Origin of the sequence: Pseudomonas sp. HMSC063H08, from assembly GCF_001813645.1 — a bacterium.
Lineage (GTDB): Bacteria > Pseudomonadota > Gammaproteobacteria > Pseudomonadales > Pseudomonadaceae > Pseudomonas > Pseudomonas aeruginosa.
In genome coordinates, this window is sequence record NZ_KV813469.1 from 159,670 (window position 1) to 181,112 (window position 21,443).

General features: G+C 67.2%; 26 protein-coding genes. 9 read left to right on the forward strand and 17 right to left on the reverse strand.

Features of this window, described 5'->3' with window-relative positions:
* Positions 1-82: 82 nt before the first annotated feature.
* Genes popD through popN form a run of 12 tightly spaced genes read right to left on the reverse strand, consistent with a single transcriptional unit; the run spans position 83 to position 8,598 of the window.
* A complete protein-coding gene (gene popD, locus HMPREF2924_RS18695; protein WP_003109504.1) occupies positions 83-970 on the reverse strand; it encodes a type III secretion system translocon subunit PopD in 888 nt (295 codons plus the stop codon).
* An 11-nt stretch (positions 971-981) separates the two neighbouring features.
* Positions 982-2,154 carry a type III secretion system translocon subunit PopB gene (popB, locus tag HMPREF2924_RS18700; protein WP_003087710.1) on the reverse strand — a complete coding sequence of 391 codons (1,173 nt, stop codon included), beginning with the start codon at positions 2,152-2,154 and terminating at the stop codon, positions 982-984.
* On the reverse strand, positions 2,135-2,641 hold the full coding sequence (pcrH, locus tag HMPREF2924_RS18705) for a SycD/LcrH family type III secretion system chaperone PcrH (protein ID WP_003087708.1): 507 nt from the start codon (positions 2,639-2,641) through the stop codon (positions 2,135-2,137). The genes popB and pcrH overlap by 20 nt, the downstream gene beginning before the upstream one ends.
* 8 nt (positions 2,642-2,649) lie before the next feature.
* On the reverse strand, positions 2,650-3,534 hold the full coding sequence (gene pcrV, locus HMPREF2924_RS18710) for a type III secretion system needle tip protein PcrV (RefSeq protein WP_003132869.1): 885 nt from the start codon (positions 3,532-3,534) through the stop codon (positions 2,650-2,652).
* 9 nt (positions 3,535-3,543) lie between these two features.
* A complete protein-coding gene (pcrG, locus tag HMPREF2924_RS18715; RefSeq protein ID WP_003087702.1) occupies positions 3,544-3,840 on the reverse strand; it encodes an LcrG family type III secretion system chaperone PcrG in 297 nt (98 codons plus the stop codon).
* Positions 3,841-3,867: 27 nt separating this feature from the next.
* On the reverse strand, positions 3,868-4,302 hold the full coding sequence (pcrR, locus tag HMPREF2924_RS18720) for an LcrR family type III secretion system chaperone PcrR (protein ID WP_003087699.1): 435 nt from the start codon (positions 4,300-4,302) through the stop codon (positions 3,868-3,870).
* A complete protein-coding gene (gene pcrD / locus HMPREF2924_RS18725) occupies positions 4,299-6,419 on the reverse strand; it encodes a SctV family type III secretion system export apparatus subunit PcrD (RefSeq protein WP_003087696.1) in 2,121 nt (706 codons plus the stop codon). Before pcrD ends, pcrR begins: the two co-directional genes overlap by 4 nt.
* On the reverse strand, positions 6,416-6,745 hold the full coding sequence (pscY, locus tag HMPREF2924_RS18730; protein ID WP_003113547.1) for a type III secretion system chaperone PscY: 330 nt from the start codon (positions 6,743-6,745) through the stop codon (positions 6,416-6,418). The genes pcrD and pscY overlap by 4 nt, the downstream gene beginning before the upstream one ends.
* Before the next feature lie 4 nt (positions 6,746-6,749).
* Positions 6,750-7,115: a type III secretion system protein PscX gene (gene pscX / locus HMPREF2924_RS18735; RefSeq protein ID WP_003109499.1), complete on the reverse strand. Its 366-nt coding sequence runs from the start codon at positions 7,113-7,115 to the stop codon at positions 6,750-6,752.
* Positions 7,112-7,483, reverse strand: coding sequence for a type III secretion chaperone SycN (gene sycN, locus HMPREF2924_RS18740; protein ID WP_003132872.1), 372 nt, complete (start codon positions 7,481-7,483; stop codon positions 7,112-7,114). The genes pscX and sycN overlap by 4 nt, the downstream gene beginning before the upstream one ends.
* On the reverse strand, positions 7,470-7,751 hold the full coding sequence (gene pcr1 / locus HMPREF2924_RS18745; RefSeq protein WP_003132874.1) for an Acr1 family type III secretion system gatekeeper subunit Pcr1: 282 nt from the start codon (positions 7,749-7,751) through the stop codon (positions 7,470-7,472). Before pcr1 ends, sycN begins: the two co-directional genes overlap by 14 nt.
* The gene (popN, locus tag HMPREF2924_RS18750; RefSeq protein ID WP_003087692.1) at positions 7,732-8,598 is read right to left on the reverse strand and encodes a SctW family type III secretion system gatekeeper subunit PopN; all 867 of its coding nucleotides are present in this window, start codon (positions 8,596-8,598) and stop codon (positions 7,732-7,734) included. Before popN ends, pcr1 begins: the two co-directional genes overlap by 20 nt.
* Before the next feature lie 190 nt (positions 8,599-8,788).
* Between popN and pscN the strand changes: the two genes are divergently transcribed.
* Genes pscN through pscU form a run of 8 tightly spaced genes read left to right on the forward strand, consistent with a single transcriptional unit; the run spans position 8,789 to position 15,330 of the window.
* The gene (pscN, locus tag HMPREF2924_RS18755) at positions 8,789-10,111 is read left to right on the forward strand and encodes a SctN family type III secretion system ATPase PscN (RefSeq protein ID WP_023094104.1); all 1,323 of its coding nucleotides are present in this window, start codon (positions 8,789-8,791) and stop codon (positions 10,109-10,111) included.
* Positions 10,108-10,584 carry a type III secretion system central stalk protein PscO gene (gene pscO / locus HMPREF2924_RS18760; protein WP_003109497.1) on the forward strand — a complete coding sequence of 159 codons (477 nt, stop codon included), beginning with the start codon at positions 10,108-10,110 and terminating at the stop codon, positions 10,582-10,584. The genes pscN and pscO overlap by 4 nt, the downstream gene beginning before the upstream one ends.
* The gene (pscP, locus tag HMPREF2924_RS34505; protein WP_083325390.1) at positions 10,572-11,654 is read left to right on the forward strand and encodes a type III secretion system needle length determinant PscP; all 1,083 of its coding nucleotides are present in this window, start codon (positions 10,572-10,574) and stop codon (positions 11,652-11,654) included. The genes pscO and pscP overlap by 13 nt, the downstream gene beginning before the upstream one ends.
* Positions 11,651-12,580, forward strand: a complete 930-nt coding sequence (gene pscQ, locus HMPREF2924_RS18770) for a SctQ family type III secretion system cytoplasmic ring protein PscQ (RefSeq protein WP_003132883.1) — start codon at positions 11,651-11,653, stop codon at positions 12,578-12,580. Before pscP ends, pscQ begins: the two co-directional genes overlap by 4 nt.
* Positions 12,577-13,230: a SctR family type III secretion system export apparatus subunit PscR gene (gene pscR, locus HMPREF2924_RS18775; RefSeq protein WP_003087674.1), complete on the forward strand. Its 654-nt coding sequence runs from the start codon at positions 12,577-12,579 to the stop codon at positions 13,228-13,230. Before pscQ ends, pscR begins: the two co-directional genes overlap by 4 nt.
* Before the next feature lie 2 nt (positions 13,231-13,232).
* Positions 13,233-13,499, forward strand: coding sequence for a SctS family type III secretion system export apparatus subunit PscS (gene pscS / locus HMPREF2924_RS18780; RefSeq protein WP_003087672.1), 267 nt, complete (start codon positions 13,233-13,235; stop codon positions 13,497-13,499).
* The gene (gene pscT, locus HMPREF2924_RS18785; protein ID WP_003132884.1) at positions 13,496-14,284 is read left to right on the forward strand and encodes a SctT family type III secretion system export apparatus subunit PscT; all 789 of its coding nucleotides are present in this window, start codon (positions 13,496-13,498) and stop codon (positions 14,282-14,284) included. Before pscS ends, pscT begins: the two co-directional genes overlap by 4 nt.
* On the forward strand, positions 14,281-15,330 hold the full coding sequence (pscU, locus tag HMPREF2924_RS18790) for a SctU family type III secretion system export apparatus subunit PscU (protein WP_003087668.1): 1,050 nt from the start codon (positions 14,281-14,283) through the stop codon (positions 15,328-15,330). The genes pscT and pscU overlap by 4 nt, the downstream gene beginning before the upstream one ends.
* Positions 15,331-15,435: 105 nt before the next feature.
* Here the strand turns inward: pscU and HMPREF2924_RS18795 are convergent, their stop codons facing one another.
* From HMPREF2924_RS18795 to speE, 3 genes are all read right to left on the reverse strand, one after another.
* On the reverse strand, positions 15,436-17,538 hold the full coding sequence (locus HMPREF2924_RS18795; RefSeq protein WP_003087666.1) for an LTA synthase family protein: 2,103 nt from the start codon (positions 17,536-17,538) through the stop codon (positions 15,436-15,438).
* A gap of 2 nt (positions 17,539-17,540) precedes the next feature.
* The gene (locus HMPREF2924_RS18800) at positions 17,541-18,410 is read right to left on the reverse strand and encodes an NHL repeat-containing protein (protein ID WP_003087664.1); all 870 of its coding nucleotides are present in this window, start codon (positions 18,408-18,410) and stop codon (positions 17,541-17,543) included.
* A gap of 160 nt (positions 18,411-18,570) precedes the next feature.
* A complete protein-coding gene (speE, locus tag HMPREF2924_RS18805) occupies positions 18,571-19,431 on the reverse strand; it encodes a polyamine aminopropyltransferase (RefSeq protein WP_003087661.1) in 861 nt (286 codons plus the stop codon).
* Between the two features lie 148 nt (positions 19,432-19,579).
* Here speE and HMPREF2924_RS18810 point away from each other — a divergent pair, with 148 nt between their 5' ends.
* On the forward strand, positions 19,580-20,473 hold the full coding sequence (locus HMPREF2924_RS18810; protein WP_003087659.1) for a DNA-3-methyladenine glycosylase family protein: 894 nt from the start codon (positions 19,580-19,582) through the stop codon (positions 20,471-20,473).
* Positions 20,474-20,488: 15 nt separating this feature from the next.
* Here the strand turns inward: HMPREF2924_RS18810 and HMPREF2924_RS18815 are convergent, their stop codons facing one another.
* Together HMPREF2924_RS18815 and mtnC are read right to left on the reverse strand one after the other, a co-directional pair.
* Complete coding sequence (locus HMPREF2924_RS18815) at positions 20,489-20,680, reverse strand: PLDc N-terminal domain-containing protein (RefSeq protein ID WP_003087658.1); 192 nt, start codon at positions 20,678-20,680, stop codon at positions 20,489-20,491.
* Positions 20,681-20,728: 48 nt separating this feature from the next.
* Positions 20,729-21,406 carry an acireductone synthase gene (gene mtnC, locus HMPREF2924_RS18820; RefSeq protein WP_003087657.1) on the reverse strand — a complete coding sequence of 226 codons (678 nt, stop codon included), beginning with the start codon at positions 21,404-21,406 and terminating at the stop codon, positions 20,729-20,731.
* Positions 21,407-21,443: the final 37 nt, after the last annotated feature.

Sequence of the window (21,443 nt, forward strand, 5' to 3'; positions counted from 1 at the left end):
CATCGCTTTTGTCACTGAGAGACTTTTCTTTTAAGAAAAAAGCCACATCGCTGTGGCCTTTTTCCTCCCGCGCGGAGACGGCTCAGACCACTCCGGCCGCCGCACGCCAGGCCTGGTTATGGCTCTGGGTGTACTGCTGGATGAGCTGCAGGACGTCCTTCATGAAGCCGGCATCGAAGCTCATCTGGTCCTCGACCTTCTGCTTCTGGCTCTGCCCGATGGTGGCGTTGACCTCCTCTTCCCGGGCGCTCGCCTGCGACTCGCCCTGGCGCACCTGGACCGAGGCGTTGGCCATCTGGACGAAGGACTGGATCACCGTGTTGGCCACCTGCAGGGCGCCGTTGCGGCTCTCGAAGGCACGGCCCGCCGCGCGCAACGCCACACTGTCCTGCGCCTGGTCCGCCGCCCAGACCTTGCCGACGATCTTGCGATCCTCATCGGAGGTCTTGCCCAGCGCCTGCATCTTCGCGTCGATCAGTTCGTTGCGCCCATCGATGTTCTTCTGCAGGGTCTTCTCCTGGCTGATGGCCTTGCCGTTCTTCAACGCGCCGAGACTGCCGACCACTGCCGAGGCCAACGCGCCGACGCCGGCGATCACCGCCATGGCGATCATCAGCGTGGCGCCGCTGCGCATCTCGTCCACCTGCGCCTTCTGCGCGTGGATGATCGCCTGGTTCTCGTTGTCGCGCTGGAGCACGCCCAGCTCGCGCGCCTTCTGCGCGATGCGGAAGAGAATCAGCAGAAGCTCGACGCTGCTGTCCAGCTCGCTGCCGGCCGCTTCCATGCGCACCGGGTCGAGCACCTGGCGCGGAGCGTTCAGTTCGACCCGGTCGGCCCGCGCGGCCGGCACCTGCGGCAGCTCCGCAGCCGCTTGCGGCGTGCCGACGGAACGCCCGGCGGCGCCGGGAGCGATCGGCTCGGAGGGGATCGCGGCCTGGGTAGCCGCCAGGGAATATTGCGTATCGATCATGTGACGTCTCCTCAGATCGCTGCCGGTCGGCTGGACAGGTTGTGCAGGGTTTCACCCTTGGCCTGGAGCATGGCGAAGATCCGCTCCATGATTTCCTGGAATGCTTCCAGCATGCGGCTCAGCTCTTCCTTCAGGCGCTCGATCACGCCCTGCAGGGTGGTCAGGTCGGCACGCGATTCCTGCACGTCGGCCTGGCGGTTCGCGGCCTTCGCCTGGAATCCCGAATGAGTGGCCTGGGCCGCGCCGTTGGCGACGTCCAGGGTCAGGTCGGAAACCTGCACGCCGAGTTTCAGCGAGTGCGACAGCGATTGGCCGGCCAAACTGCCGAACTTGCCGCCCAGGTCGGCGACCTTGCTCGCCAGGCTGGCGGTCATCTCGGCCGCCTTGCCGCCGATCTTCGCGCCCAGCTTGGCCAGCCCGCCGACCGCTGAGCCGCCGAAGCTGACCACCGCCGCCAGCAGCGCGACGGCGATCTCGATACCCATCAGTGCCGGGCCGAGCTTTTCCATCACTTCCTTGCTGATCAATCCGTCCGCGGCTGCCTGCTGTACCGACTGGGAGACCACTCCCATGACACCGCCCGCGATCATCAGTGCACCCGCGGCCGCGCCGACGCCGGTTGCCACCATGATTGCGCCGACGATGATCGAAGCTATTGCACTGATCCAACCAAAGATTTTGGCTGCCAGACCGGACTTCTGGGCTTCTTTCGCGGCTTCTTCCGATTCCCTGATCTTCTGCTGGTTGTCTTCCATCTTCTGCAGGTTCTGCTTTCGCGCCTGCTCGATTTCGGTCAGCTTGAGTTTCTTCTGCTGGTTCTCGACTTCGCCGGTGATTTTCGCCAGCTCGATCTCGAACGCCTGCGGCGACATCAGGCCGGCGGACAACAGCGTCGAAGCGCCGGCCAGCACAACCTGCCGCGCCAGTCCGGCATCCTCGCCCACTGCTTGCACCAGGCTGGCGATCTCCGCACGATTGGCGACCTCCAGGCGCTGCTGGCTGGCTGCGGACGGCGGCGTCAGCGCCACCCCCGTGCCGCTCGCGGAAGCCGCGGCCGGCGCCGCCAGGCGCTCCACCCGCAGACTCTCGACATCCCTCGCGACCGGCCTGCCGAGCGCCGGGATATCCCCGGCGTCGGCCACCCCGTAGGGCAGTCCGGCGCGTTCAAGCGTTATCGGATTCATATGTTCGATCCTTTCTCGCGGTTACGGCTTCCAACATGGCGCCGGCACGCGCGGCCAGGGCCTCGTGCGCCGGCTGTGCCGCGGCCAGGGCCCGGGCCGAGTAGAAGCCACTCTCGGCTCCGTCGAGATCACCCAGTTGCAGGTGGCACTCGGCGGCATGGAAGGGAAAGCGCGGCTCGTTGATGTCCATCAACGCGCCGTAGCTGTAGCTCTGCAGGGCCTGTTCATAGAGACCGAGGGACTGGCGGCAGGCGCCCAGGCCGAGAAAGTAGCGGGCGTCGTAGTGGTCGAGCATGCACAGTGCCTGGAAGATCTTCTGCGCGTCGTCCCACTTGCCCGCCTGGTACTGGTTGAAGCCCAGCGCATAGAGCTGCTCCAGGGTGTCCTCGCTGAGTCCGCGAAGCATCGCCAGGGTGCCGCCGTCGCGCAGGAAGGCCTCCAGCGCCTGTTGCTGGTCGGTGTCGGAAGGGGTCGCTTGCTGGTTCATGGATACCTCTAGATCGCGCTGAGAATGTCGCGCAGGACGCTGTCGTATTTCTGGATGAAGCGGTTGAGCGCCTCGACCGCCGAGTTGTAGCGGGAGCTGGTGTCGTTGAGCAGGGTGGTCTTCTCGTTGACCTTGTCGTTCAGCGGACGCGAGCGGTCGCTCACCGTGGTGGCGAAATTGCCGACCGGGTTGTTGTCCTTCTCGAAGGGGTACTCATCCTTGAGGCCCTTGAGTTCCCCGCTCTGCTTCGGCGAGCCGCTGAGAAAATCCTTGATCGACAGCTTGCCGCTGAAGGTATCCAGATTGCTCAGCAACGCATACTCGGGGCTGTCCTTCCACCTGGGATCGCCGACGGCATAGCCATAGAGCGTGGGGTCGACCAGATCGATACCGCCAGCGTCGATCCTGATGCCCTGCTTGGCCGACAGCGCGGCGTTGATCTGCGACTGGATCACGCTGTAGACCTTCAACTCCGCGGTCAGCGCCTTGAGCTCGTCGAGCAGCGCCTTGCGCTTGCCGTCCTGGGTCTGCAGGACATCCTTGTAGACACCGATGACATCCTCGTCGAGACGGCCGTGCAGGCTGAAATAGGCCGACACCAGGAACTCGCGCAAATCCCACTGCGCACCGGGCTGCCGACGTGCCTGCAGGACTTCGCGGAGTACCTCGAGGCCCTGCCCCGGAGGCGCGGACGGATTGGCCGCGAGCAACCAGGCGAGCGCCTTGAGCACTTGCGCCTCGCTCAGCGGCTGGCCGGCGTGGGCCAGCACGATCCGCTCGCTGCGCAACAAGGCCAGCAGTTCCTCCTGCTCGGCACTGGCAGGCGCCGCCGGCGCGGCCAGGAGTTCGTCCAGGAACAGCTCGCGACCGGCATTAAAGTTTCTGACTTCCATCGTGATTCCTCAGATCAACAAGCCACGCATCGGCGTCGGACGCCGCGGCCGGGTACCCTGCTCGCCCTGCGTCGGCTGGGAACTGCGCATGCGCCGCAGTTCGGCCAGCAGCTCCTCTTCGGCGGCTCGCGCCAGCTCTCGCTCCGGCGCCTGGAACAGCAGCTGGCCGGCGTCCGCGGCAAGCCCCAGGCCTTGCCACATTTCCGCCAGCAGGCGGCCGCGTTCCTCGCTGTCGCGAATCGCCAGTTCGGCGGCCTGGACGGTCGCCCGCAGGGTGTCTTCGGTGTATTCGTTCATGTCGCCCATGGTAGGGGTCGACGTCGCCGGAGCCTGTCAGGCACGGTCGGGTTTTTGTCGTTTTCGCAGGCTTCGCTGCGTCACCACCCGCCCGGCCTCCAGCTCGAACCAGCCGTCGGCGGGCTCGGCGGCGCCGGTCCAGCGGCGATAGAAGCGCTCCATGCGCTCGCCAGGCAGCGGGCTGCCGGCCAGCGCCAGGACCTTGCCGTAGAGACGCTGACGCGGCCCCAGCGTATCGAGCGTGGCCTCCGCCAGCAGGTACAGCGCGGCGAATGGATTGGCCAATCCGCTGCGCGCCTGCCGCCGACGCAACATCACGATCCAGACCCGCTCGCCGTCGCAGCGCCAGGCCAGTTCGCAGCCATGGGCCAGGACCTGCCAGCCGAGCGCGATCGAGGTGTCGCGCAGGCAGTGCGGACGCACCGCCAGGCCGCGGGCGAGAAACCAGGGAATCAGCGGATCGGCGCTCACAACACGATCCTGCCAAGCGGCTGGATGTTGATCTGCTGGGTCAGCTCCTGGTAGGACAGCACCGGCAGCCCGGCATAGTCGCTCTCCACCAGCTTGCGCACGTAGCGGCGGATATCCATGGAAACGATCAGCACCGGCCGGTTCTGCATCTGCGCGAGATCGCCGACGGTCTGCCGCACGCGCTCGAGGAAGGCCTGGGTTATCGCCGGGTCGAGGGCCAGGTAGCTGCCGGCGCTGGTCTGGCGGATGCCACCGCGGATCTGCTCCTCCACCGCCTGGTCCAGCAGATAGGCGGGAAGGATGTTGTTGCCGCTGGAGTACTTGTAGCAGATGTAGCGCTTGAGGCTGCTGCGGATGTACTCGGTGAGCTGCACCACGTCCTTCTCCTTCTGCCCCCACTCCACCATCGCCTCGAGGATCGCCCGCATGTTGCGGATCGAGATGTCCTCGCCGACCAGGCGCTGGAGAATCTCGGTCATCCGCTGCAGGGGAACGATCCGCTGCGCCTCCTTCACCAGCTCGCCGTAACCCTGCTCCATCTGCTCCAGCAGGTAGCGCGTCTCCTGGATGCCGATGAAATCCTCGGCGTACTCCCGCAGCACATGGGACAGGTGCCAGGTGAGCACCTGCTCCAGGCCCAGGCAGGCACAGCCGGAACGCTCCAGGCGATCCTGATGCGCCTGCTCCACCCAGCTCGCTTCCTCTCCCGGCACCTGCAGCTCCGCCGGCTCGTGGGGGACCGCGAGCAATTCCAGCTGCGCGGCGCGTTCGCGCACCAGCAACCAGCCCGGCCGCAGGCATCCGCGCGCGACCGGGACCTCCTGTAGCTGCACCAGGTATTCGCCATCGCCCATCGCTTCGTTGAAGCGCAAGTGGATACCCGGGAACGGCACGCCGAAATCCAGGTACAGCGCGCGTCGTACCCGCACCAGCTCCTCGTTCAGCGACATCGCTTCGAGACGTTCCTGGAGGCTGGCATCGACGTCGATCAGCAACGGCACGGTGAGGGCGAATTCTTCCTGCTCGGCGAGACGCCCGGCCTTCGGCTTGCCGCCGCCAGCCTTGCCGCGCGCCTTGGCCGATGGCGCTCCGGCGCCCTGCGCGAGCAGCGCCGGCAGGTCGCGGGAACCGGCGCTGGCCTGGAGCCGCTGGCGCCAGAGCATGAAATAGCCGCCGCCGCCGACCAGCAGCGCGAGAGCCAGGAAGGTCAGGGTCGGGAAACCGGGAATCAGGCCGAACAGTACCAGCAACAGGCCGCCGATCAGCAGCGCCTTGGGCTGCGCCACCACCTGTTCGCCGATGTCGCTGCCGAGGTCCGCCGATTCGTCGGAAGACACCCGGGTGACGATGATCCCGGCGGTGATGGCGATCAGCAACGCCGGCACCTGCGAGACCATGCCATCGCCGACGGTCAGCACCGCGTACAGTTGCAGCGCGTCGGCGGTGCTCAGGCCCTTCTGCGTGACGCCGATGGCGATGCCGCCGAGAATGTTGACGACGATAATGATCAGCCCGGCGATGGCGTCGCCCTTGACGAATTTCATCGCGCCGTCCATGGAGCCGAACATCTGGCTTTCCTTTTCGATCACCGCGCGCCGCGCCCGCGCCTCGTTGACATCGATCACGCCAGCACGCATGTCGCCGTCGATGCTCATCTGCTTGCCCGGCATGGCATCCAGGGAAAAGCGCGCGCTGACCTCGGCGACCCGCTCGGCACCCTTGGTGATCACCAGGAACTGCACGATGGTGATGATCAGGAAGATGATGATGCCCACCACCAGGTTGCCGCCGACCACGAAGCTGCCGAAGGTGTTGACGATCTGCCCCGCGTCGGCCTGCAGCAGGATCATCCGCGTGGTGCTCACCGACAGCGCCAGGCGGAACAGCGTGGTGATCAGCAGCACTGCCGGGAACACCGAGAACTGCAACGGCGAGCCGATGTACACCGACATCATCAACAGGACCACGGAGATGGTGATGTTGACGGCGATGAGGATGTCCAGCAGCAGCGGTGGCAACGGCAGCACCATCATGAACACCACCGCCAGCAGCAACACCACCAGCAGGATGTCCTTGCGCTCGCCGACCCGGCCGAGAAGCCCGCTCAGGTCGTTCATTCCCGCGCCTCCAGCTCCAGCGCCCGGGCGTGCGCGGCACGCGCCGCGTCGAGACGCCCGGCGAGCTGTTCGGCACGGCTCAGGCAACGCCACAGACCGGGCTCCTCCTCGCCATCCTCCTGCAACTGCCGGCACAGGCGCACGGCGGGCTCGCCGAGGCCTTGCTGGAGCAACGCCAGGAGCAAGGCGCGGCGCCCGTCGCGGCGCTCCGGCGCAACGCTCAGCAAGGCCTCCAGCAACACCTGGGCGCGTCGCGGCTGGCCGCATTGCAGGTGCAGCCAGCCCAGCATCAGCAACAGGCGCTGTTGCGTCGGTTTCAACGTCATCGATTCATACCTTGTGCAACAGGTTCAGGGCCATTTGCAGCAGTCGCTCGTCTTCGTCGCGCTCGCCGAGCAGGCAGGCCGCGGCCTGCAGGGCGGGCTGGCGGGGCAGCGTGAGGGCCAGGCGGAGATCGCGCAGCGCCCGGCGGAAGTCGCCGGGGCGCAGCAGGCCGTGGAACTCCAGCTGGGGCCGGGCGTAGTCGAACAGGCGCTGTTGCGCCTGCTGCGCGGGATACAGGCTGGCGACGTGGGTCTCCACCGGCCGGCCGTCGGGCGCCAGCAGGTGGCGCTCCGGCAGGGGCGGCGCGAACGGCTCGGCATGCGCCAGGTCGAGCCGTTCGATGCCGATGTGCCAGGCACCGACCCGGCTCATGCGGCGAGCACTTCGCTGCGCGCCGAGCGCAGCGCCTGCAAGGCCTGGTGCAGCGTCGGGATGCCGACCTGCCGGGCTTCCAGGGTGATGCACAGCAGCAGGCGCGATTCGCCGCTCCAGGCGCAACGCAGCGGCAGGCTCCCGGCCGCGCGCGCATGGCACAGGCGCAACGCCCGCAGCGTTCCGCGATAGGCCTGGTGCCAAGCCAGGTCACAGGCCATCCAGAGCGACAACTGTTCGCCATGGCGTTCCAGCTGCAAGGTGCCGCTGTCCTCGAAATCCAGTTGCACCACGCGCGCCAGCGGCGCCGGTACGCTCACCCGCAGGTCCTGGCAGAACTGCGCGACGGCCAGCTCAACCCAGTCCATGCTGCTGCTCCTCTTCTTCGCGCTCGATCGCCAGGTCGAGCGCCATCTGGCAGGCATTCAAAAGATTCTGGCGCTGCTCGTCGTCGCCGAACACTTCGACCGGCAACAGACGGTAGAGACGCTTCAGTTCGCGGAAGAAATGGATCTGCCGGGCGACGTCGGCCAGCGGCAACGGCTCGAGCAACGCCTGCACCTCGGCGACGCCGACCCAGCGCTTCTCGAGCAAGGCGATGACTGCGCCGGTCAATTCAGAAGGCCCGTATGCCATGGCCCCGCTCCCCTGTCACCAGCACCTGCCAGAGCGCCCCCACCTGCTCCGCCAGGCCGCCGAGCACACGCAGCTTGTGCATGTCGCTCATGACCCGCTCCAGCTTCACCGGATCGAGCCGGCTCGACTGACTGTCCAGGTCGGCGCTCAGGGCTTTCTGCAGGAAGGCCACGACCCGCTCCAGCGGCGTCGCGGCGAAGCGCGCCTGGATGTCCTGCCAGGCCGCCGACAGGCCCCGGTAGTCGAGTACCGCGTCACGGTAGGTATCGCGCAGCGCCTGGATATCGCCGACACCGGCGGCGGAAGCCTCGGCGGCCAGCGGCTCGATGCGCAGGCCGAGTTCGATCTCCAGGCCCTGCTCGTCGGCCATCCGCAGCAACGCCTGGTCGACCAGCGCCAGCATCGCCCGCGCCTCCGGCCGCCCGGCCAGGACGTCGCGCGCCCGCGACAGCGCCAGGAAGCGCTGGCTGATCTCGCTGGAGAAGCCCTCCAGGTAAGCACTGAGCTGCGCCAGGCTGCTCAGTTGGCCGCTGCCCAGGTGGGCGATCAGCGCCTCGAGCTTCTGCTGGCTTTCCAGGTCCGGAATGCGCTTCCAGTACTCCTGCAGCATGGCCTGGACTTCGCTCAGGCGCGCATGGGCGTCGCTCAGGCGGCGCTTGGCCAGGGATTTCTCGGCGCGCTCGGAAAAGGCGAAGGTCAGCTCTTCCGCGGCATCAGCCAGCGACTGCGAAACGGAAACGTAGTGGACGCGCTCGCCCTGAAAGCTGCCGCCAGCCTGCTGCGCGGGGGCGTTGGCCGCTTCCCGCGGCGCGAGGGGCGCGGCGGAGGAACTCTGGAGGATGTCCATCGTGGCTGTGGTTCCTGGTCTGCAAAGGCGGCGCAGTATAGGAACCGGCCCGGTGCCGCCGATGCCAATATCGGCCGGTTTTTTTTAGCCGCGGCGGCAACCGATTTCTAAAAACTCCCGGCTGGCACTGAAATTCGTCGCGCGAGGCTTTCTCTATAGTGCGCGCCGACTCCAGCCGAACCGATCCGCCATGCCCGCGCCTCTCTCTCCTCTCATCGTCCGGATGCGCCACGCCATCGAAGGCTGCCGGCCGATCCAGATCCGCGGGCGGGTCACCCAGGTCACCGGAACCCTGCTCAAGGCCGTGGTGCCCGGCGTGCGCATCGGCGAACTCTGCCAGTTGCGCAATCCCGACCAGAGCCTGGCGCTGCTCGCCGAAGTCATCGGCTTCCAGCAGCACCAGGCGCTGCTCACCCCGCTCGGCGAGATGCTCGGGGTTTCCTCCAACACCGAGGTCAGCCCTACCGGCGGCATGCATCGCGTGGCGGTTGGCGAGCACCTGCTCGGGCAGGTGCTCGACGGCCTCGGCCGCCCCTTCGACGGCAGCCCGCCGGCCGAGCCGGCGGCCTGGTATCCGGTCTACCGGGATGCCCCGCCGCCGATGAGCCGGCGCCTGATAGAGCGGCCGCTATCGCTGGGTGTGCGCGCCATCGACGGCCTGCTGACCTGCGGCGAAGGCCAGCGCATGGGCATTTTCGCTGCCGCCGGCGGCGGCAAGAGCACCCTGCTGGCCAGCCTGGTGCGCAATGCCGAGGTGGATGTGACGGTACTCGCCCTGGTCGGCGAGCGCGGTCGCGAAGTCCGCGAGTTCATCGAAAGCGACCTCGGCGAACAGGGGCTGCGCCGCTCGGTGCTGGTGGTCGCCACTTCCGACCGACCGGCGATGGAGCGCGCCAAGGCCGGTTTCGTCGCCACCAGCATCGCCGAGTATTTCCGCGACCAGGGTCGCCGCGTCCTGCTGCTGATGGACTCGCTGACCCGCTTCGCCAGGGCCCAGCGCGAAATCGGCCTGGCGGCCGGTGAACCGCCCACCCGCCGCGGCTATCCGCCATCGGTGTTCGCCGCGCTGCCACGCTTGATGGAGCGTGCCGGGCAATCCGAGCAGGGCTCGATCACCGCGCTCTACACCGTGCTGGTGGAAGGCGACGACATGAGCGAGCCGGTGGCCGACGAGACCCGCTCGATTCTCGACGGGCACATCGTGCTGTCGCGCAAGCTGGCCGCCGCCAACCACTATCCGGCCATCGACGTGCTGCACTCGGTGAGCCGGGTCATGAACCAGATCGTCGACGACGATCAGCGCCATGCGGCCGGACGCTTGCGCGAATGGCTGGCGAAGTACGAGGAAGTCGAGTTGCTGCTGAAGATCGGCGAATACCAGAAAGGCCAGGACAGCGAAGCCGACCAGGCCATCGAGAAGATCGGGGCGATCCGCCAGTGGCTGCGCCAGGGTACCCACGAAACCAGCGATTACGCACAGGCCTGTGCGCAGTTGCGGAGCCTCTGCGCATGAGCCTGGCGCTGCTGTTGCGCGTCCGACGCCTGCGCCTGGACCGGGCCGAGCGCGCCCAGGGCCGCCAATTGCTACGGGTTCGCGCCGCGGCGCAGGAACACACCGAGCGCCAGGCGGCGCAACGGGACTACCGCGACTGGCGACTGGCCGAAGAGCAACGGCTGTTTCTCGCCTGCCAGGCGGCCATGCTCGACCGCCGACGCCTGGAAGCCTGGCAGCAGCAGGTAGGGCTGCTGCGGGAAAAGGAAGCCGGCCTGGAACAGGACTGCGCCGAGACCGCGCAGCGCCTCGAAGGGGAGCGCGAGCGCCTGCGGCAGTGCCGGCGAGAACTGCTGGAACGCCAGCGGCAACTGGAGAAGTTCGCCGAACTGGAGCGCCACGTCGACGCCGAGCGCCAGGGGCTGCGCGAACGCAGCGAGGAAGGCGAACTGGAAGAATTCACCCGCCACGAGACCTGGCCATGCTCAAGCTGAACGCCGTGGATACGGCTCCGCTCGTGTCGTCCGACACCCCTGCCCCCCTTCCGCCGCTGCGCGCGCAGCAGATCGCCTTCGAACAGGCCCTGCCCGCGCACCGACCGCCGGCGCCCAGGCCACCGTTCGACAAGGGCGACGAAACGACAGAGGCCGAAGAGCCTGCCGCGACAGCCGACGCGCCGACCTCGACGCCTCTCGCCGACCAGCCCGCGGCGCCTGCCGCCGACCGGCCGCCGACCACTCGGCAAGCCCCCGTGCCAGTTGCCGCGGACGCAACGCCAACGCCAACGCCAACGCCAACGCCAACAGTGTCGCCGTCCGGATCGGTAGCACGGCAAGCGCCGGCGGTCTCCGCGCGCGTCGCGGCGTCCACGCAAGCCCAGGAGCCGGCCAGCGTTTCGGCGCCTCCGGTCGACGAACCGCCGCTGGTGCCGGTGTCCTCCCACCCGCAAATCGCAGGTCGGACGCATGAGCGGCCGCAGCCCGGCCCCGGCTTCCCGGCGAAAGCCGCAGCCGAGGTCGCGCCCACGGCGCAGGCCAGTGCCCAGGCTTCGCCGCCCGCGCCGACAGGGGGCGGCGAAGGCCGCGGAGAGGAGCGTCGGCAACCCGGAGAAACCGATCCATCCGCACTGCCCCCCGACGACCAAGCGCCTGTGCCACTGCCTGCCATGCAAACCCCCGGCGACCGCCTGCTGGCACGCCTGCTGGCATCGAGCGGGAGCCGGCCACTGCCGCTGGCCGATCTCGCGCGCCTGCTCGATGCCGTGCAGGGGCGCATCCAGGTCGCCAGCGCAGCCGAAAGCCATGCGGCGCGCCTGCAGGTGCAACTGCCCCAGCTCGGCGCCGTGGAGGTGCAGGTCCTGCATGGCCATGGCCAGTTGCAGATCGAGATCAGTGCCAGCCCCGGCAGCCTGGCGTTGCTCCAGCAAGCCCGTGGCGAGTTGCTCGAACGCCTGCAACGGCTGCATCCGGAACAACCGGTGCAACTCACCTTCAATCAGCAGCAGGACAGCGGTCAGCGCTCGCGGCAACGTCGCTACCTGCATGAAGAGTGGCAAGCCGAATGAACGGGGCGGACCTCGACCTGCCGCTCGCCAGCCGCGCCGAACTGGATCTCCAGCGACGTCTCGCACGTTGCCGTCGCCACTATGTCGGCAACGCTTTGCAAGCGCGCCTGGACATCGCCCAGGCCGCCCCCGACGTCGATCTCGAACTGAGCCTGGCGTGGGACGGCCTGCCCCTGCGCTTTCTCTGCCAGGCCCCGGCGCTGGCCCGCTGGCTCGCGCCGAACCTGCAGGAGGCAGCCTTCGCCAGCCTGCCGGCGGCCCTGCAACTGGCCTTGCTGGAGCGCGAAGGCAACGTCTTTCCCGGCCTGGTCTGGTACGGCCTGAGCCCGGCGCAACCACGCGCTGCGATGGGCCTGCGCCTGAGCCTGGAACGCGACGACCAGCGCCTGGCGCTCTGGCTCGACGGCGATCCGGCGACGCTGCTGGCACGCCTGCCGCCGCGCCCCTCGGCGCAACGCCTGGCCATACCGCTGCGCCTGTCGCTGCAATGGCCCGGCCTGCCGCTGGACGCCGGCGAGCTGCGCACCCTGGAGCCCGGCGACCTGTTGCTGCTGCCTGCCGGCCATCGCCCCGACGCAGCGCTGCTGGGGGTTCTCGAAGGACGCCCCTGGGCGCGCTGCCAACTCCACTCCACGCAACTGGAACTGCTCGACATGCACGACACCCCCTCCCTCGCCGACAGCGAGGACCTGCACGAACTCGACCAACTGCCGATCCCGGTCAGCTTCGAGGTCGGCCGCCGCACCCTGGACCTGCATACCCTCTCGACCCTGCAGCCAGGCTCGCTGCTCGATCTCGACTGTGCCCTGGACGGCGAAGTGCGCATCCTCGCCAACCAGCGCTGCCTCGGTATCGGCGAACTGGTCAGGCTCCAGGACCGGCTCGGGGTGCGCGTAACCCGTCTGTTCGGACACGACGAAGCATGATCCAGTTGCCCGACGAGCTCGGCCTGATCCTCGGCCTGGCCCTGCTCGCGCTGGTCCCGTTCATCGCGGTGATGGCGACCTCCTTCATCAAGATGACCGTGGTCTTCTCGCTGCTGCGCAACGCCCTGGGCGTCCAGCAGATTCCGCCGAACATGGCGATGTACGGGCTGGCGATCATCCTCAGCCTGTACGTGATGGCACCGGTCGGCTTCGCCACCCGCGACTACCTGCGCAACCACGACGTCAGCCTGAGCGACTCGGCATCGGTGGAACGCTTTCTCGACGAGGGCATGGCGCCCTACCGGAACTTCCTCAAGCGGCAGATCCAGGAGCGCGAACACACCTTCTTCATGGAAAGCACCCGCCAGGTCTGGCCCAGCGAATACGCCGAGCGGCTCGACCCGGACAGCCTGCTGATCCTGCTGCCGGCCTTCACCGTCAGCGAACTGACCCGAGCCTTCGAGATCGGCTTCCTGATCTACCTGCCCTTCATCGCCATCGACCTGATCATCTCCAACATCCTCCTGGCGATGGGCATGATGATGGTGTCGCCGATGACCATTTCCCTGCCGTTCAAGCTGCTCCTGTTCGTCCTCCTCGACGGCTGGGCGCGGCTGACCCACGGCCTGGTCATCAGCTACGGAGGCTGACCATGAGCAGCGCCGACATCCTCCACTTCACCAACCAGACCCTGTGGCTGGTGCTGGTCCTGTCGCTGCCGCCGGTACTGGTCGCGGCCCTGATCGGCACCCTGGTATCGCTGGTCCAGGCACTCACCCAGATCCAGGAGCAGACCCTCGGCTTCGTCGCCAAGCTGGTGGCCGTGGTGGTGGTACTGTTCGCCACCAGCGGCTGGCTGGGCGGCGAGCTGTACCGTTTCGCCGAAATGACCCTGCTGAAGGTGCCGCTGGTGCGATGAGCGTCCAGGACCTGCAGCAACTGCTGCTGACCTACAGCCTGCTGCTGCCGCGGATCATCAGTTGCTTCGTGGTCCTGCCGGTGCTGGCCAAGCAGACCCTGGGCGGCGGCCTGGTGCGCAACGGCGTGGCCTGCTCGCTGGCGCTGTTCGCCTACCCGATCGTCGCCGGCAGCCTGCCGCCGGCCCTCGGCGCGCTGGACATCGCCCTGCTGATCGGCAAGGAAGTGCTGCTCGGCCTGCTCATCGGCTTCGTCGCCACCATTCCCTTCTGGGCCATGGAAGCGACCGGCTTCATCATCGACAACCAGCGTGGCGCGGCACTCGCCTCGACCCTCAACCCCAGCCTGGGCAGCCAGACCAGCCCCACCGGGCTGTTGCTGACGCAGACGCTGATCACCCTGTTCTTCTCCGGCGGCGCCTTCCTCGCGCTGGTCGGCTCGCTGTTCAGGAGCTATGCCAGTTGGCCGGTGAGCAGTTTCTTCCCGCAGTTCGGCAGCCAATGGGTGGCATTCTTCTACGCGCAGTTCTCGCAGATGCTGATGCTCTGCGCGCTGTTCGCCGCGCCGCTGCTGATCGCCATGTTCCTCGCCGAGTTCGGCCTGGCGCTGGTCAGCCGCTTCGCCCCGTCGCTGAACGTGTTCATCCTCGCCATGCCGATCAAGAGCCTGGTCGCCAGCCTGCTGCTGGTGCTCTACCTGGGCATCCTCATGGAGCACGCCTACGATGCCCTGCTGCTCGCCGTCGACCCGCTGCGCCTGCTGCGTCCCGTGCTGGAGACGCCATGAGCGCCGAGAAGACCGAGCAGCCCACGGCGAAGAAGCTGCGCGACGCCCGCCGGCAGGGCCAGGTGGTGAAGAGCAAGGAAATTGTCTCCAGCGCGTTGATCCTGTCGCTGGTGGCGCTGCTGATGGGCTTTTCCGACTACTACCTGGAGCATCTCGGCAAGCTGCTCCTGCTGCCCGCCGAGTACATCGACCTGCCGTTTCGCCAGGCGCTGGAGACCATCCTGGAGAACCTTCTCCAGGAACTCCTCTACCTGCTGGCGCCGGTCCTGCTGGTCGCGGCGCTGGTGGTGGTGCTCAGCCATGTCGGCCAGTACGGCTTCCTGCTCAGCCTCGACAGCGTCAAGCCGGACCTGAAGAAGATCAACCCGGTGGAGGGCGCGAAGAAGATCTTCTCGATCCGGAGCCTGGTGGAGTTCCTCAAGTCGACCCTGAAGGTCGCCCTGCTCTCCCTGCTGGTCTGGCTGACCTTGCAGGGCAACCTGGCCAGCCTCCTGCGGATTCCCGCCTGCGGGCTGGACTGCGTGGCACCGGTGAGCGGGCTGATGCTCAGGCAACTGATGCTGGTCTGCGCGGTCGGCTTCCTGGCGATTGCCGTCGCCGACTACGCCTTCGAACGCCACCAGCACTACAAGCAGTTGCGCATGAGCAAGGACGAAGTGAAGCGCGAGTACAAGGAGATGGAGGGCAGCCCGGAGATCAAGAGCAAGCGCCGGCAATTCCATCAGGAACTGCAATCGAGCAACCTGCGCGCGGATGTCCGGCGTTCCTCGGTGATCGTCGCCAACCCGACCCACGTCGCCATCGGCATACGCTATCGACGCGGCGAAACACCCCTGCCGCTGATCACCCTGAAGCACACCGACGCCCTGGCCCTGCGGGTCCGGCGCATCGCCGAGGAAGAAGGAATCCCGGTGCTGCAACGAGTTCCGCTGGCACGGGCGCTGCTGCGCGACGGCAATGTCGACCAGTACATACCGGCGGACCTGATCCAGGCCACCGCCGAAGTCCTGCGCTGGCTGGAAAGCCAGCAGACGGATACACCCTGAACGCTATCGGGCAGGGTGGCAGCCTCGGCACCGGCAACGCAAGACGCTGCGACCTGGCGCCGAAAAAAAGGGGCCCGAAGGCCCCTTTCTCATGCTTGCTACGGGTCAGTCCTTGTCCGGGATCCCGTGTACCACGCCCGCGGTATTCTCCAGCAGGCTCTTGGTCGCGGTCTGGATGAACGACTCCAGCTTCTTCTGTAGCTCGGCCTGGTCCGGTACGTCCTTGGTGATCACCGCCTTGGCATCGCCGCCCAGCTGGTAATCGTAGACGCGCACGTCACCGTCCTTCGGCCGCACCAGGATGCGGTTGCCGGAGACGATGGCGACGTTCTGCTCGCTGCCCGACGGCTTGATCACGCCGAAGCCCTTGTCGCCTTCCGGCAGGTTCAGCAGGTCGCGGCCCCAGCACTGGTGGACGGTCTCGCCGCCGAGCAGGCCCATGATGGTCGGCACGATGTCGACCTGGGTACCGACGGTCGGCAGGTGGGTACCGAACTTCTCCTGGATGCCGGGGGCGATCAGCAGCAGCGGCACGTTGAAGCGGTGCAGGTCCATCTCGGTGAGCTGCTCGGGGCTGCCGAAGCCATGGTCGCCGACCACCACGAAAAGGGTGTCCTTGTAGTACGGCGACTTCTTCGCCTTCTCGAAGAACTGGCCCAGCGCCCAGTCGGAATAGCGCATGGCGGTCAGGTGCTCGTCGAGCGAACCGTAGCCGGTCACGCGCTCCACCGGCAGGTCCTTCGGCAACGCGTAGGGCACGTGGTTGGAGAGGCTCTGCAACAGCGCATAGAACGGCTTGCCGGTGCTCGCCAGCTTGTCCAGCTCCTCGTTGCCACGGGCGAACATGTCCTGGTCGGAGACGCCCCAGGTCGGATCGGAGAACACCGGGTCGACATAGTCGTTGCGGCCGATGAAGGTGGTCATGCCCTGGTTGCTGAAGAAGCCGGACTGGTTGTCCCAGGCGAAATCGCCGTTGTAGACGTAGACGTCCTCGTACTGGCGGGCGCTGAGCAACTGCGGCAGGCCGGAGAACTTGTGGCCGCCCTCCGGGGTTTGCATCAGGTATTCGAAGCCCGGCAGGTTGGGGAAGCAGGCCATGGTGGCGAACATGCCCTGGTGGGTATGGGTGCCGTTGGAGAAGAACTGGGTGAACAGCAGGCCTTCCTTCGACAGCTTGTCGAAATACGGCGTGATGTTGCCCGGCGCGCCCAGGGCGCCGACATAGTGGCCGGCGAAGCTTTCCAGCAGGACCACCACCACGTTGCGGATCGGCAGGGTATTCGCCGCCGGCGGGGTGAACTCGCGGCGCACCGCGGCCTCGTCGGCGTCCACCAGCTTGTCGTTGGGGGTCAGCAACATCTGCCGGGTGGTCTCCAGGGCGACCTTGTCGTCCAGGGTGGCCTTCCAGATGTTCGCGCGGTCTTCGGAGAAGCGCTCCTTGGCCGCCTTGACCAGGGTCAGGGTGCCGTTCAGGCCCAGTTGGTTGGCGAACATGGATTCGGTGGTGAAGGCATCGCCCCAGCGCAGCGGCGGGCCCTGGCGCAGGGTGCCGCGGGCGGCGAGGACGCAGACCAGCACGCAGAGGAACAGCACCACGCCGCGCACGTACCAGGGCGCGGCAGCGCCCGGCCGGGCGATCACGCTGTCTTCGCGCGGCTTGCGCTGGCTCGGGCGGGTCGCCAGGTCGATGGCCTTGAACACCCGGTACAGCACCCAGGTGGCGAAGGCCCAGGCCAGCAGGTAGCGGACCACCGGGAAACCGTACCAGAGCATGCTCATGACGGTCTTCGGGTCTTCCGACATGTACTGGAAGACCAGGCTGTTCAGGCGCTGGTGGAACTCGCGGTAGAAGTCCAGTTCGAGTACGCCGAGGAACAGGGTGATGCTGGCGAACAGCGTCAACCATGTACGGAACAGGCCGCGAGCGGCCATCGCGCGTACCGCGAACAGCGACAGCACCAGCGGCGCCACGGCATAGACGACGACCCGCAGGTCGAAACGCACGCCGTTGCCGAACGCCTCGAGGAAGGTGCTCGCCGGGGTCGCGCCGATCAGTTCGCGGTTGTAGATCAGCAAGGCCAGGCGCAGCAGGCTGAACATGACCAGCAGCACCAGCGCGCTGAGCGCGGTGAACGCCAGGTGGCTGCGGATGGTGGGCTGGAACAGCCGTGGGGGCGATTGGGTGGTTCGGACTTCCGTTTGGTCCATGTTTACAATTCGCTCTTCTGTCGTTCGATTTCGAGAATGCGGTCCCGCCCCTGCTCGGCCAGCAGGTAGCGGCCGGGCCCGATGGGCAGTAGGGACTGTGCGGAACGCAGGCGCCGTACGATCACCTGCAGCGGCCCGTCGGGCGGCAGCAGCAAGGCTCGCGCGTTATGCGTCGAGTCCTCGGTGATCCACAGGCCTTCGCTGTCGCACAGCAAAAAGCTCGGTGCATTCAGTCCGTTCAGCACCACCTCGTCCTCGGCCCCCTCATGCAGACGCATGACGTGGCCACGTTTCTTTTCCGTGTAGAAGACGCTTCCGTCCGGGCAGGCGGCCACCCCTTCGGAGCGCTGCAATCCCTCGCGCAGTACCGTCAGTCCGCCGGTCTCCGGGTCGTAGCGGAGAATCCGCCCGTCCAGGTCGCGATCCTCGGCGGCGTACAGGTAGCGGCCGTCGCTGGCGACGCCCTCCACCTGGATGCCGTCGAACAGCGGCCGGGCCTGCTGGGCATGCCACCAGAACACCGGCGAGGCGCCCTGCTCCTGGCTGATCGCGATGCCGTCGCGGAAGCTGGCCATGCCGTCGGGCTTGGACAGCCCGTCGAGCACCGTATCGCGGCTGCCATCGGCGGCGATGCGGAACACCAGGCCCTTGCCGTCCTGCAACTCCTGGCTCACGTAGAGCAGGCCGTCCGGGTCGCGGGCCAGGGCGCTGACGTGGGGAATGTCCTCGAGCACCACCCGGTAGGTCCAGCCGGACACGGTGGCTGCCGGGGCGAAACGCTGCCAGCCGAGGAAGGCCAGGGCGATGAAGAGGACGCTACCGAGCAGGCAGGAGACTACTACGCCGCTCTGGCGCAATCGTTTGGTCAGCATTCGATGCACTCAAGGACAAAACTGCCATTTATAGCCATGGCAACGGAAAAAAGCGCGCAGATTTTCCCGGATCGATTGTGAAAAAAATGTTAGCTGGCAGTAACAGGGGATGTCGGAGCGACGCATGAAAAAGGGCCTTGCGGCCCTTCCCGGTGAAGCGTCAGTCGTTGTCCTGCTTGCCGATGGCCTGCAGCACGTACTGCGGCAGAGCAAACGCGCCCAGGTGGATATCGGCGTTGTAGTAGCGGGTGGCGATGCCGCTGTCGCGGAAGCGCTGGCGCAGCGTTTCCAGCGGAAGGCGACGCAGGCCTTCGCGGGTCGAGCCCCAGGCGAAGGTCATGGCGCCGCCGATATAGGTCGGCACCGCCGCCTGGTAGAAATGCCAGTCGGCGAACAGCCCGTCGGTACGTGCGGCGGTGGTGCGCACTTCCTCCAGTTGCATGAACGGCGTGCCGTTCTGGGTGACCAGGATGCCGCCCTCGTTCAGGCAGCGCCGGCAGGCCTGGTAGAAGTTCTCGGAGAACAGCACCTCGCCAGGGCCGATCGGGTCGGTGGAGTCGGAGATGATCACGTCGAAGCGTTCTTCCGTGGTAGCCACGAAGCGCATGCCGTCGTCGATCACCAGGTTCAGCCGCGGGTCGTCGAAGGTGCCCTGGGAGTGGTTGGGCAGGAACTCCTTGCACATGTCGACCACGGTGCCGTCGATCTCGACCATGGTGATCCGCTCGACGCTCTTGTGCTTGGCCACCTCGCGCAGCATACCGCCGTCGCCGCCGCCGATGATCAGCACGCGCCGGGCCGCGCCGTGGGCGAGGATCGGCACGTGGGTGAGCATCTCGTGGTAGATGAACTCGTCGGCCTCGGTGGTCTGGATCACTCCGTCGAGCGCCATCACCCGGCCCATCCGGGCGTTTTCGAAAATCACCAGGTGCTGGTGCTCGGTGCGCACCTCATGCAGCATGTTGTCGATGCTGAAGCGCTGGCCGTAGCCCTGGTACAGAGTTTCCTGATAATCGCTCATGGGCCGGGATCTCCCTGGTAAGGCTGCAATCTGGCAGCGGGACTTGCCCGCGCCGCGAAGAAAGGCGCGCATTCTACGCTGGCGGCAATGACAGGTCGAACCCCGCCGGCGGATGGCGCCGGCTGCGCCGGACAGGTATCGTCTGCCCATGAGCCAGCCTACCTCTCCCCTCGTCCTGCACCTGCCCTACCAGTCACCCTGGGAATGGCGCCAGTTCCACCAGCATTTCGCCCTGCGCCTGCTCGCCGGTGTCGAAAGCCTGGGCGACGACCACTATGCCCGCAGCTTCCGGGCCAACGGCCGCCCGGCCTGGTTCGAGGTGCGACCGCTGGCGGAACGCCAGGTCCTGGCGCTGAGCCTCAGCCCGTCCGCCCATGCCCTGGCCGCCGAACTCGAGGCACGGGTCCGCCGGATGTTCGACCTGGACAGCGACCCGGCCGCCATCGCCCGGCATTTCGCCGGGGATCCCCTGCTCGGCCCGCTGGTGGCCGCCAATCCGGGGCTGCGCCTGCCGGTGGCCTTCGACCCCTTCGAACAGGCGGTGCGCGCCATCGTCGGCCAGCAGGTCACGGTGAAGGCCGCGGTGACCATCACCGGGCGCCTGATCCAGCGCCTCGGCGAGCCGCTGGAAAATCTCGGCTACGACGGCATCAGCCACCTGTTCCCGACACCCGCCGCGCTGGCGCAAGCCAACCTCGACGGCATCGGCATGCCCGGCAAGCGGGTACAGACGCTGCAACGCTTCGCCGCGGCGATCGCCTCGGGAGAGCTGAGCCTGGACCTGGCGGACGGCCCCGAGGCGCTGGTGGAGCGCCTCTGCGCGTTGCCCGGCATCGGCCCCTGGACCGCCGAATACATAGCCCTGCGTGCCATGGGCGAAGCCGACGCCTTCCCCGCCGCCGACCTCGGCCTGCTGAAATCCACGGTCTGGGGGCCGCAAGGCATCGATGCGCGCAGCCTCAAGGCCCGCGCCGAGGCCTGGCGGCCTTGGCGCGCCTACGCCGCCATCCACCTGTGGCACCACTACGCCGCAGGCGGCTAGCGCCGCGGCGGGAGGCTACAGCCTGACGTTGCCGCGCGGGCCGGCGATGGCCCAGATGATCAGGCCGAGCACCGGCAGGACGATGATCACCAGGACCCAGATGATCTTCATCCCGGTTTCCGCAGTGCTTTTCAGGATGTTGACGATGGCCCAGATATCCAGGGCCAGGATGACCAGGCTGATCAGCCCGCTGAGGGTGGAACCCATGGCGCGATGCTCCCGAGCAAGAGTGTTCCCTCAGGATAGCCGGCGCGCTCACTCCACGACGATGTCGGCGAAGCTGGCCACCGTCGGATGGCCGTCCAGGCTGCCGCCTTCGCGGGCCAGGCCGAGCGTGCGCATGCCCGCGTCGCGCGCGGCATCCAGCTCCTGCACCACGTCGGAAAGGAAAAGGATTTCCGCGGCCGGCAGGCCGATGGCCCCGGCGATCCGCGCATAGGAGGCGCTTTCCCGCTTCGGCCCGCTGGTAGTGTCGAAGTAGCCGGAAAACAGCGGGCCCAGGTCGCCGGCCTCGGAACAGCCGAAGATCAGCTTCTGCGCCTGGATCGAGCCGGAGGAATAGACGTACAGGTCCAGCCCACGGGCCTTCCACTCGCGCAGCGCCTGCACCGCGTCCGGGTAGACGTGGCCCTTCAATTGACCGTCGCGGTAGCCCTGGGCCCAGACCATGCCTTGCAGGGCCTTCAGCGGCGTCGCCTTGCGGTCCTCGGCGATCCATTGCAGGAGGATCGCGATCGCCCGCTCGACATCGGCGTCCGCCTCACCGCTCTCGGCACGCACCGCCGCCAGTTGCGCGGCTACCTCGGGCTCCCCGGCGTGTTCGCGGACGAAGTCCGGCAGGTGCCGGGCGGCATAGGGAAACAGCACGTCGAAAACGAAGCTGACCGCGCTGGTGGTGCCTTCGATGTCGGTGAGGATGGCTTTGATGGTCATGCGGACTCCGGATGAAACCGCCCCCGGCAGGACCGGG

What these genes read in the sequence shown, in the direction of transcription:
- popD (WP_003109504.1), bottom strand. Translation starts at nt 970, where the DNA reads ATGATCGATACGCAATATTCCCTGGCGGCTACCCAGGCCGCGATCCCC.
- popB (WP_003087710.1), bottom strand. Translation starts at nt 2,154, where the DNA reads ATGAATCCGATAACGCTTGAACGCGCCGGACTGCCCTACGGGGTGGCC.
- pcrH (WP_003087708.1), bottom strand. Translation starts at nt 2,641, where the DNA reads ATGAACCAGCAAGCGACCCCTTCCGACACCGACCAGCAACAGGCGCTG.
- pcrV (WP_003132869.1), bottom strand. Translation starts at nt 3,534, where the DNA reads ATGGAAGTCAGAAACTTTAATGCCGGTCGCGAGCTGTTCCTGGACGAA.
- pcrG (WP_003087702.1), bottom strand. Translation starts at nt 3,840, where the DNA reads ATGGGCGACATGAACGAATACACCGAAGACACCCTGCGGGCGACCGTC.
- pcrD (WP_003087696.1), bottom strand. Translation starts at nt 6,419, where the DNA reads ATGAACGACCTGAGCGGGCTTCTCGGCCGGGTCGGCGAGCGCAAGGAC.
- pscY (WP_003113547.1), bottom strand. Translation starts at nt 6,745, where the DNA reads ATGACGTTGAAACCGACGCAACAGCGCCTGTTGCTGATGCTGGGCTGG.
- pscX (WP_003109499.1), bottom strand. Translation starts at nt 7,115, where the DNA reads ATGAGCCGGGTCGGTGCCTGGCACATCGGCATCGAACGGCTCGACCTG.
- sycN (WP_003132872.1), bottom strand. Translation starts at nt 7,483, where the DNA reads ATGGACTGGGTTGAGCTGGCCGTCGCGCAGTTCTGCCAGGACCTGCGG.
- pcr1 (WP_003132874.1), bottom strand. Translation starts at nt 7,751, where the DNA reads ATGGCATACGGGCCTTCTGAATTGACCGGCGCAGTCATCGCCTTGCTC.
- popN (WP_003087692.1), bottom strand. Translation starts at nt 8,598, where the DNA reads ATGGACATCCTCCAGAGTTCCTCCGCCGCGCCCCTCGCGCCGCGGGAA.
- pscN (WP_023094104.1), top strand. Translation starts at nt 8,789, where the DNA reads ATGCCCGCGCCTCTCTCTCCTCTCATCGTCCGGATGCGCCACGCCATC.
- pscO (WP_003109497.1), top strand. Translation starts at nt 10,108, where the DNA reads ATGAGCCTGGCGCTGCTGTTGCGCGTCCGACGCCTGCGCCTGGACCGG.
- pscP (WP_083325390.1), top strand. Translation starts at nt 10,572, where the DNA reads ATGCTCAAGCTGAACGCCGTGGATACGGCTCCGCTCGTGTCGTCCGAC.
- pscQ (WP_003132883.1), top strand. Translation starts at nt 11,651, where the DNA reads ATGAACGGGGCGGACCTCGACCTGCCGCTCGCCAGCCGCGCCGAACTG.
- pscR (WP_003087674.1), top strand. Translation starts at nt 12,577, where the DNA reads ATGATCCAGTTGCCCGACGAGCTCGGCCTGATCCTCGGCCTGGCCCTG.
- pscS (WP_003087672.1), top strand. Translation starts at nt 13,233, where the DNA reads ATGAGCAGCGCCGACATCCTCCACTTCACCAACCAGACCCTGTGGCTG.
- pscT (WP_003132884.1), top strand. Translation starts at nt 13,496, where the DNA reads ATGAGCGTCCAGGACCTGCAGCAACTGCTGCTGACCTACAGCCTGCTG.
- pscU (WP_003087668.1), top strand. Translation starts at nt 14,281, where the DNA reads ATGAGCGCCGAGAAGACCGAGCAGCCCACGGCGAAGAAGCTGCGCGAC.
- HMPREF2924_RS18795 (WP_003087666.1), bottom strand. Translation starts at nt 17,538, where the DNA reads ATGGACCAAACGGAAGTCCGAACCACCCAATCGCCCCCACGGCTGTTC.
- HMPREF2924_RS18800 (WP_003087664.1), bottom strand. Translation starts at nt 18,410, where the DNA reads ATGCTGACCAAACGATTGCGCCAGAGCGGCGTAGTAGTCTCCTGCCTG.
- speE (WP_003087661.1), bottom strand. Translation starts at nt 19,431, where the DNA reads ATGAGCGATTATCAGGAAACTCTGTACCAGGGCTACGGCCAGCGCTTC.
- HMPREF2924_RS18810 (WP_003087659.1), top strand. Translation starts at nt 19,580, where the DNA reads ATGAGCCAGCCTACCTCTCCCCTCGTCCTGCACCTGCCCTACCAGTCA.
- HMPREF2924_RS18815 (WP_003087658.1), bottom strand. Translation starts at nt 20,680, where the DNA reads ATGGGTTCCACCCTCAGCGGGCTGATCAGCCTGGTCATCCTGGCCCTG.
- mtnC (WP_003087657.1), bottom strand. Translation starts at nt 21,406, where the DNA reads ATGACCATCAAAGCCATCCTCACCGACATCGAAGGCACCACCAGCGCG.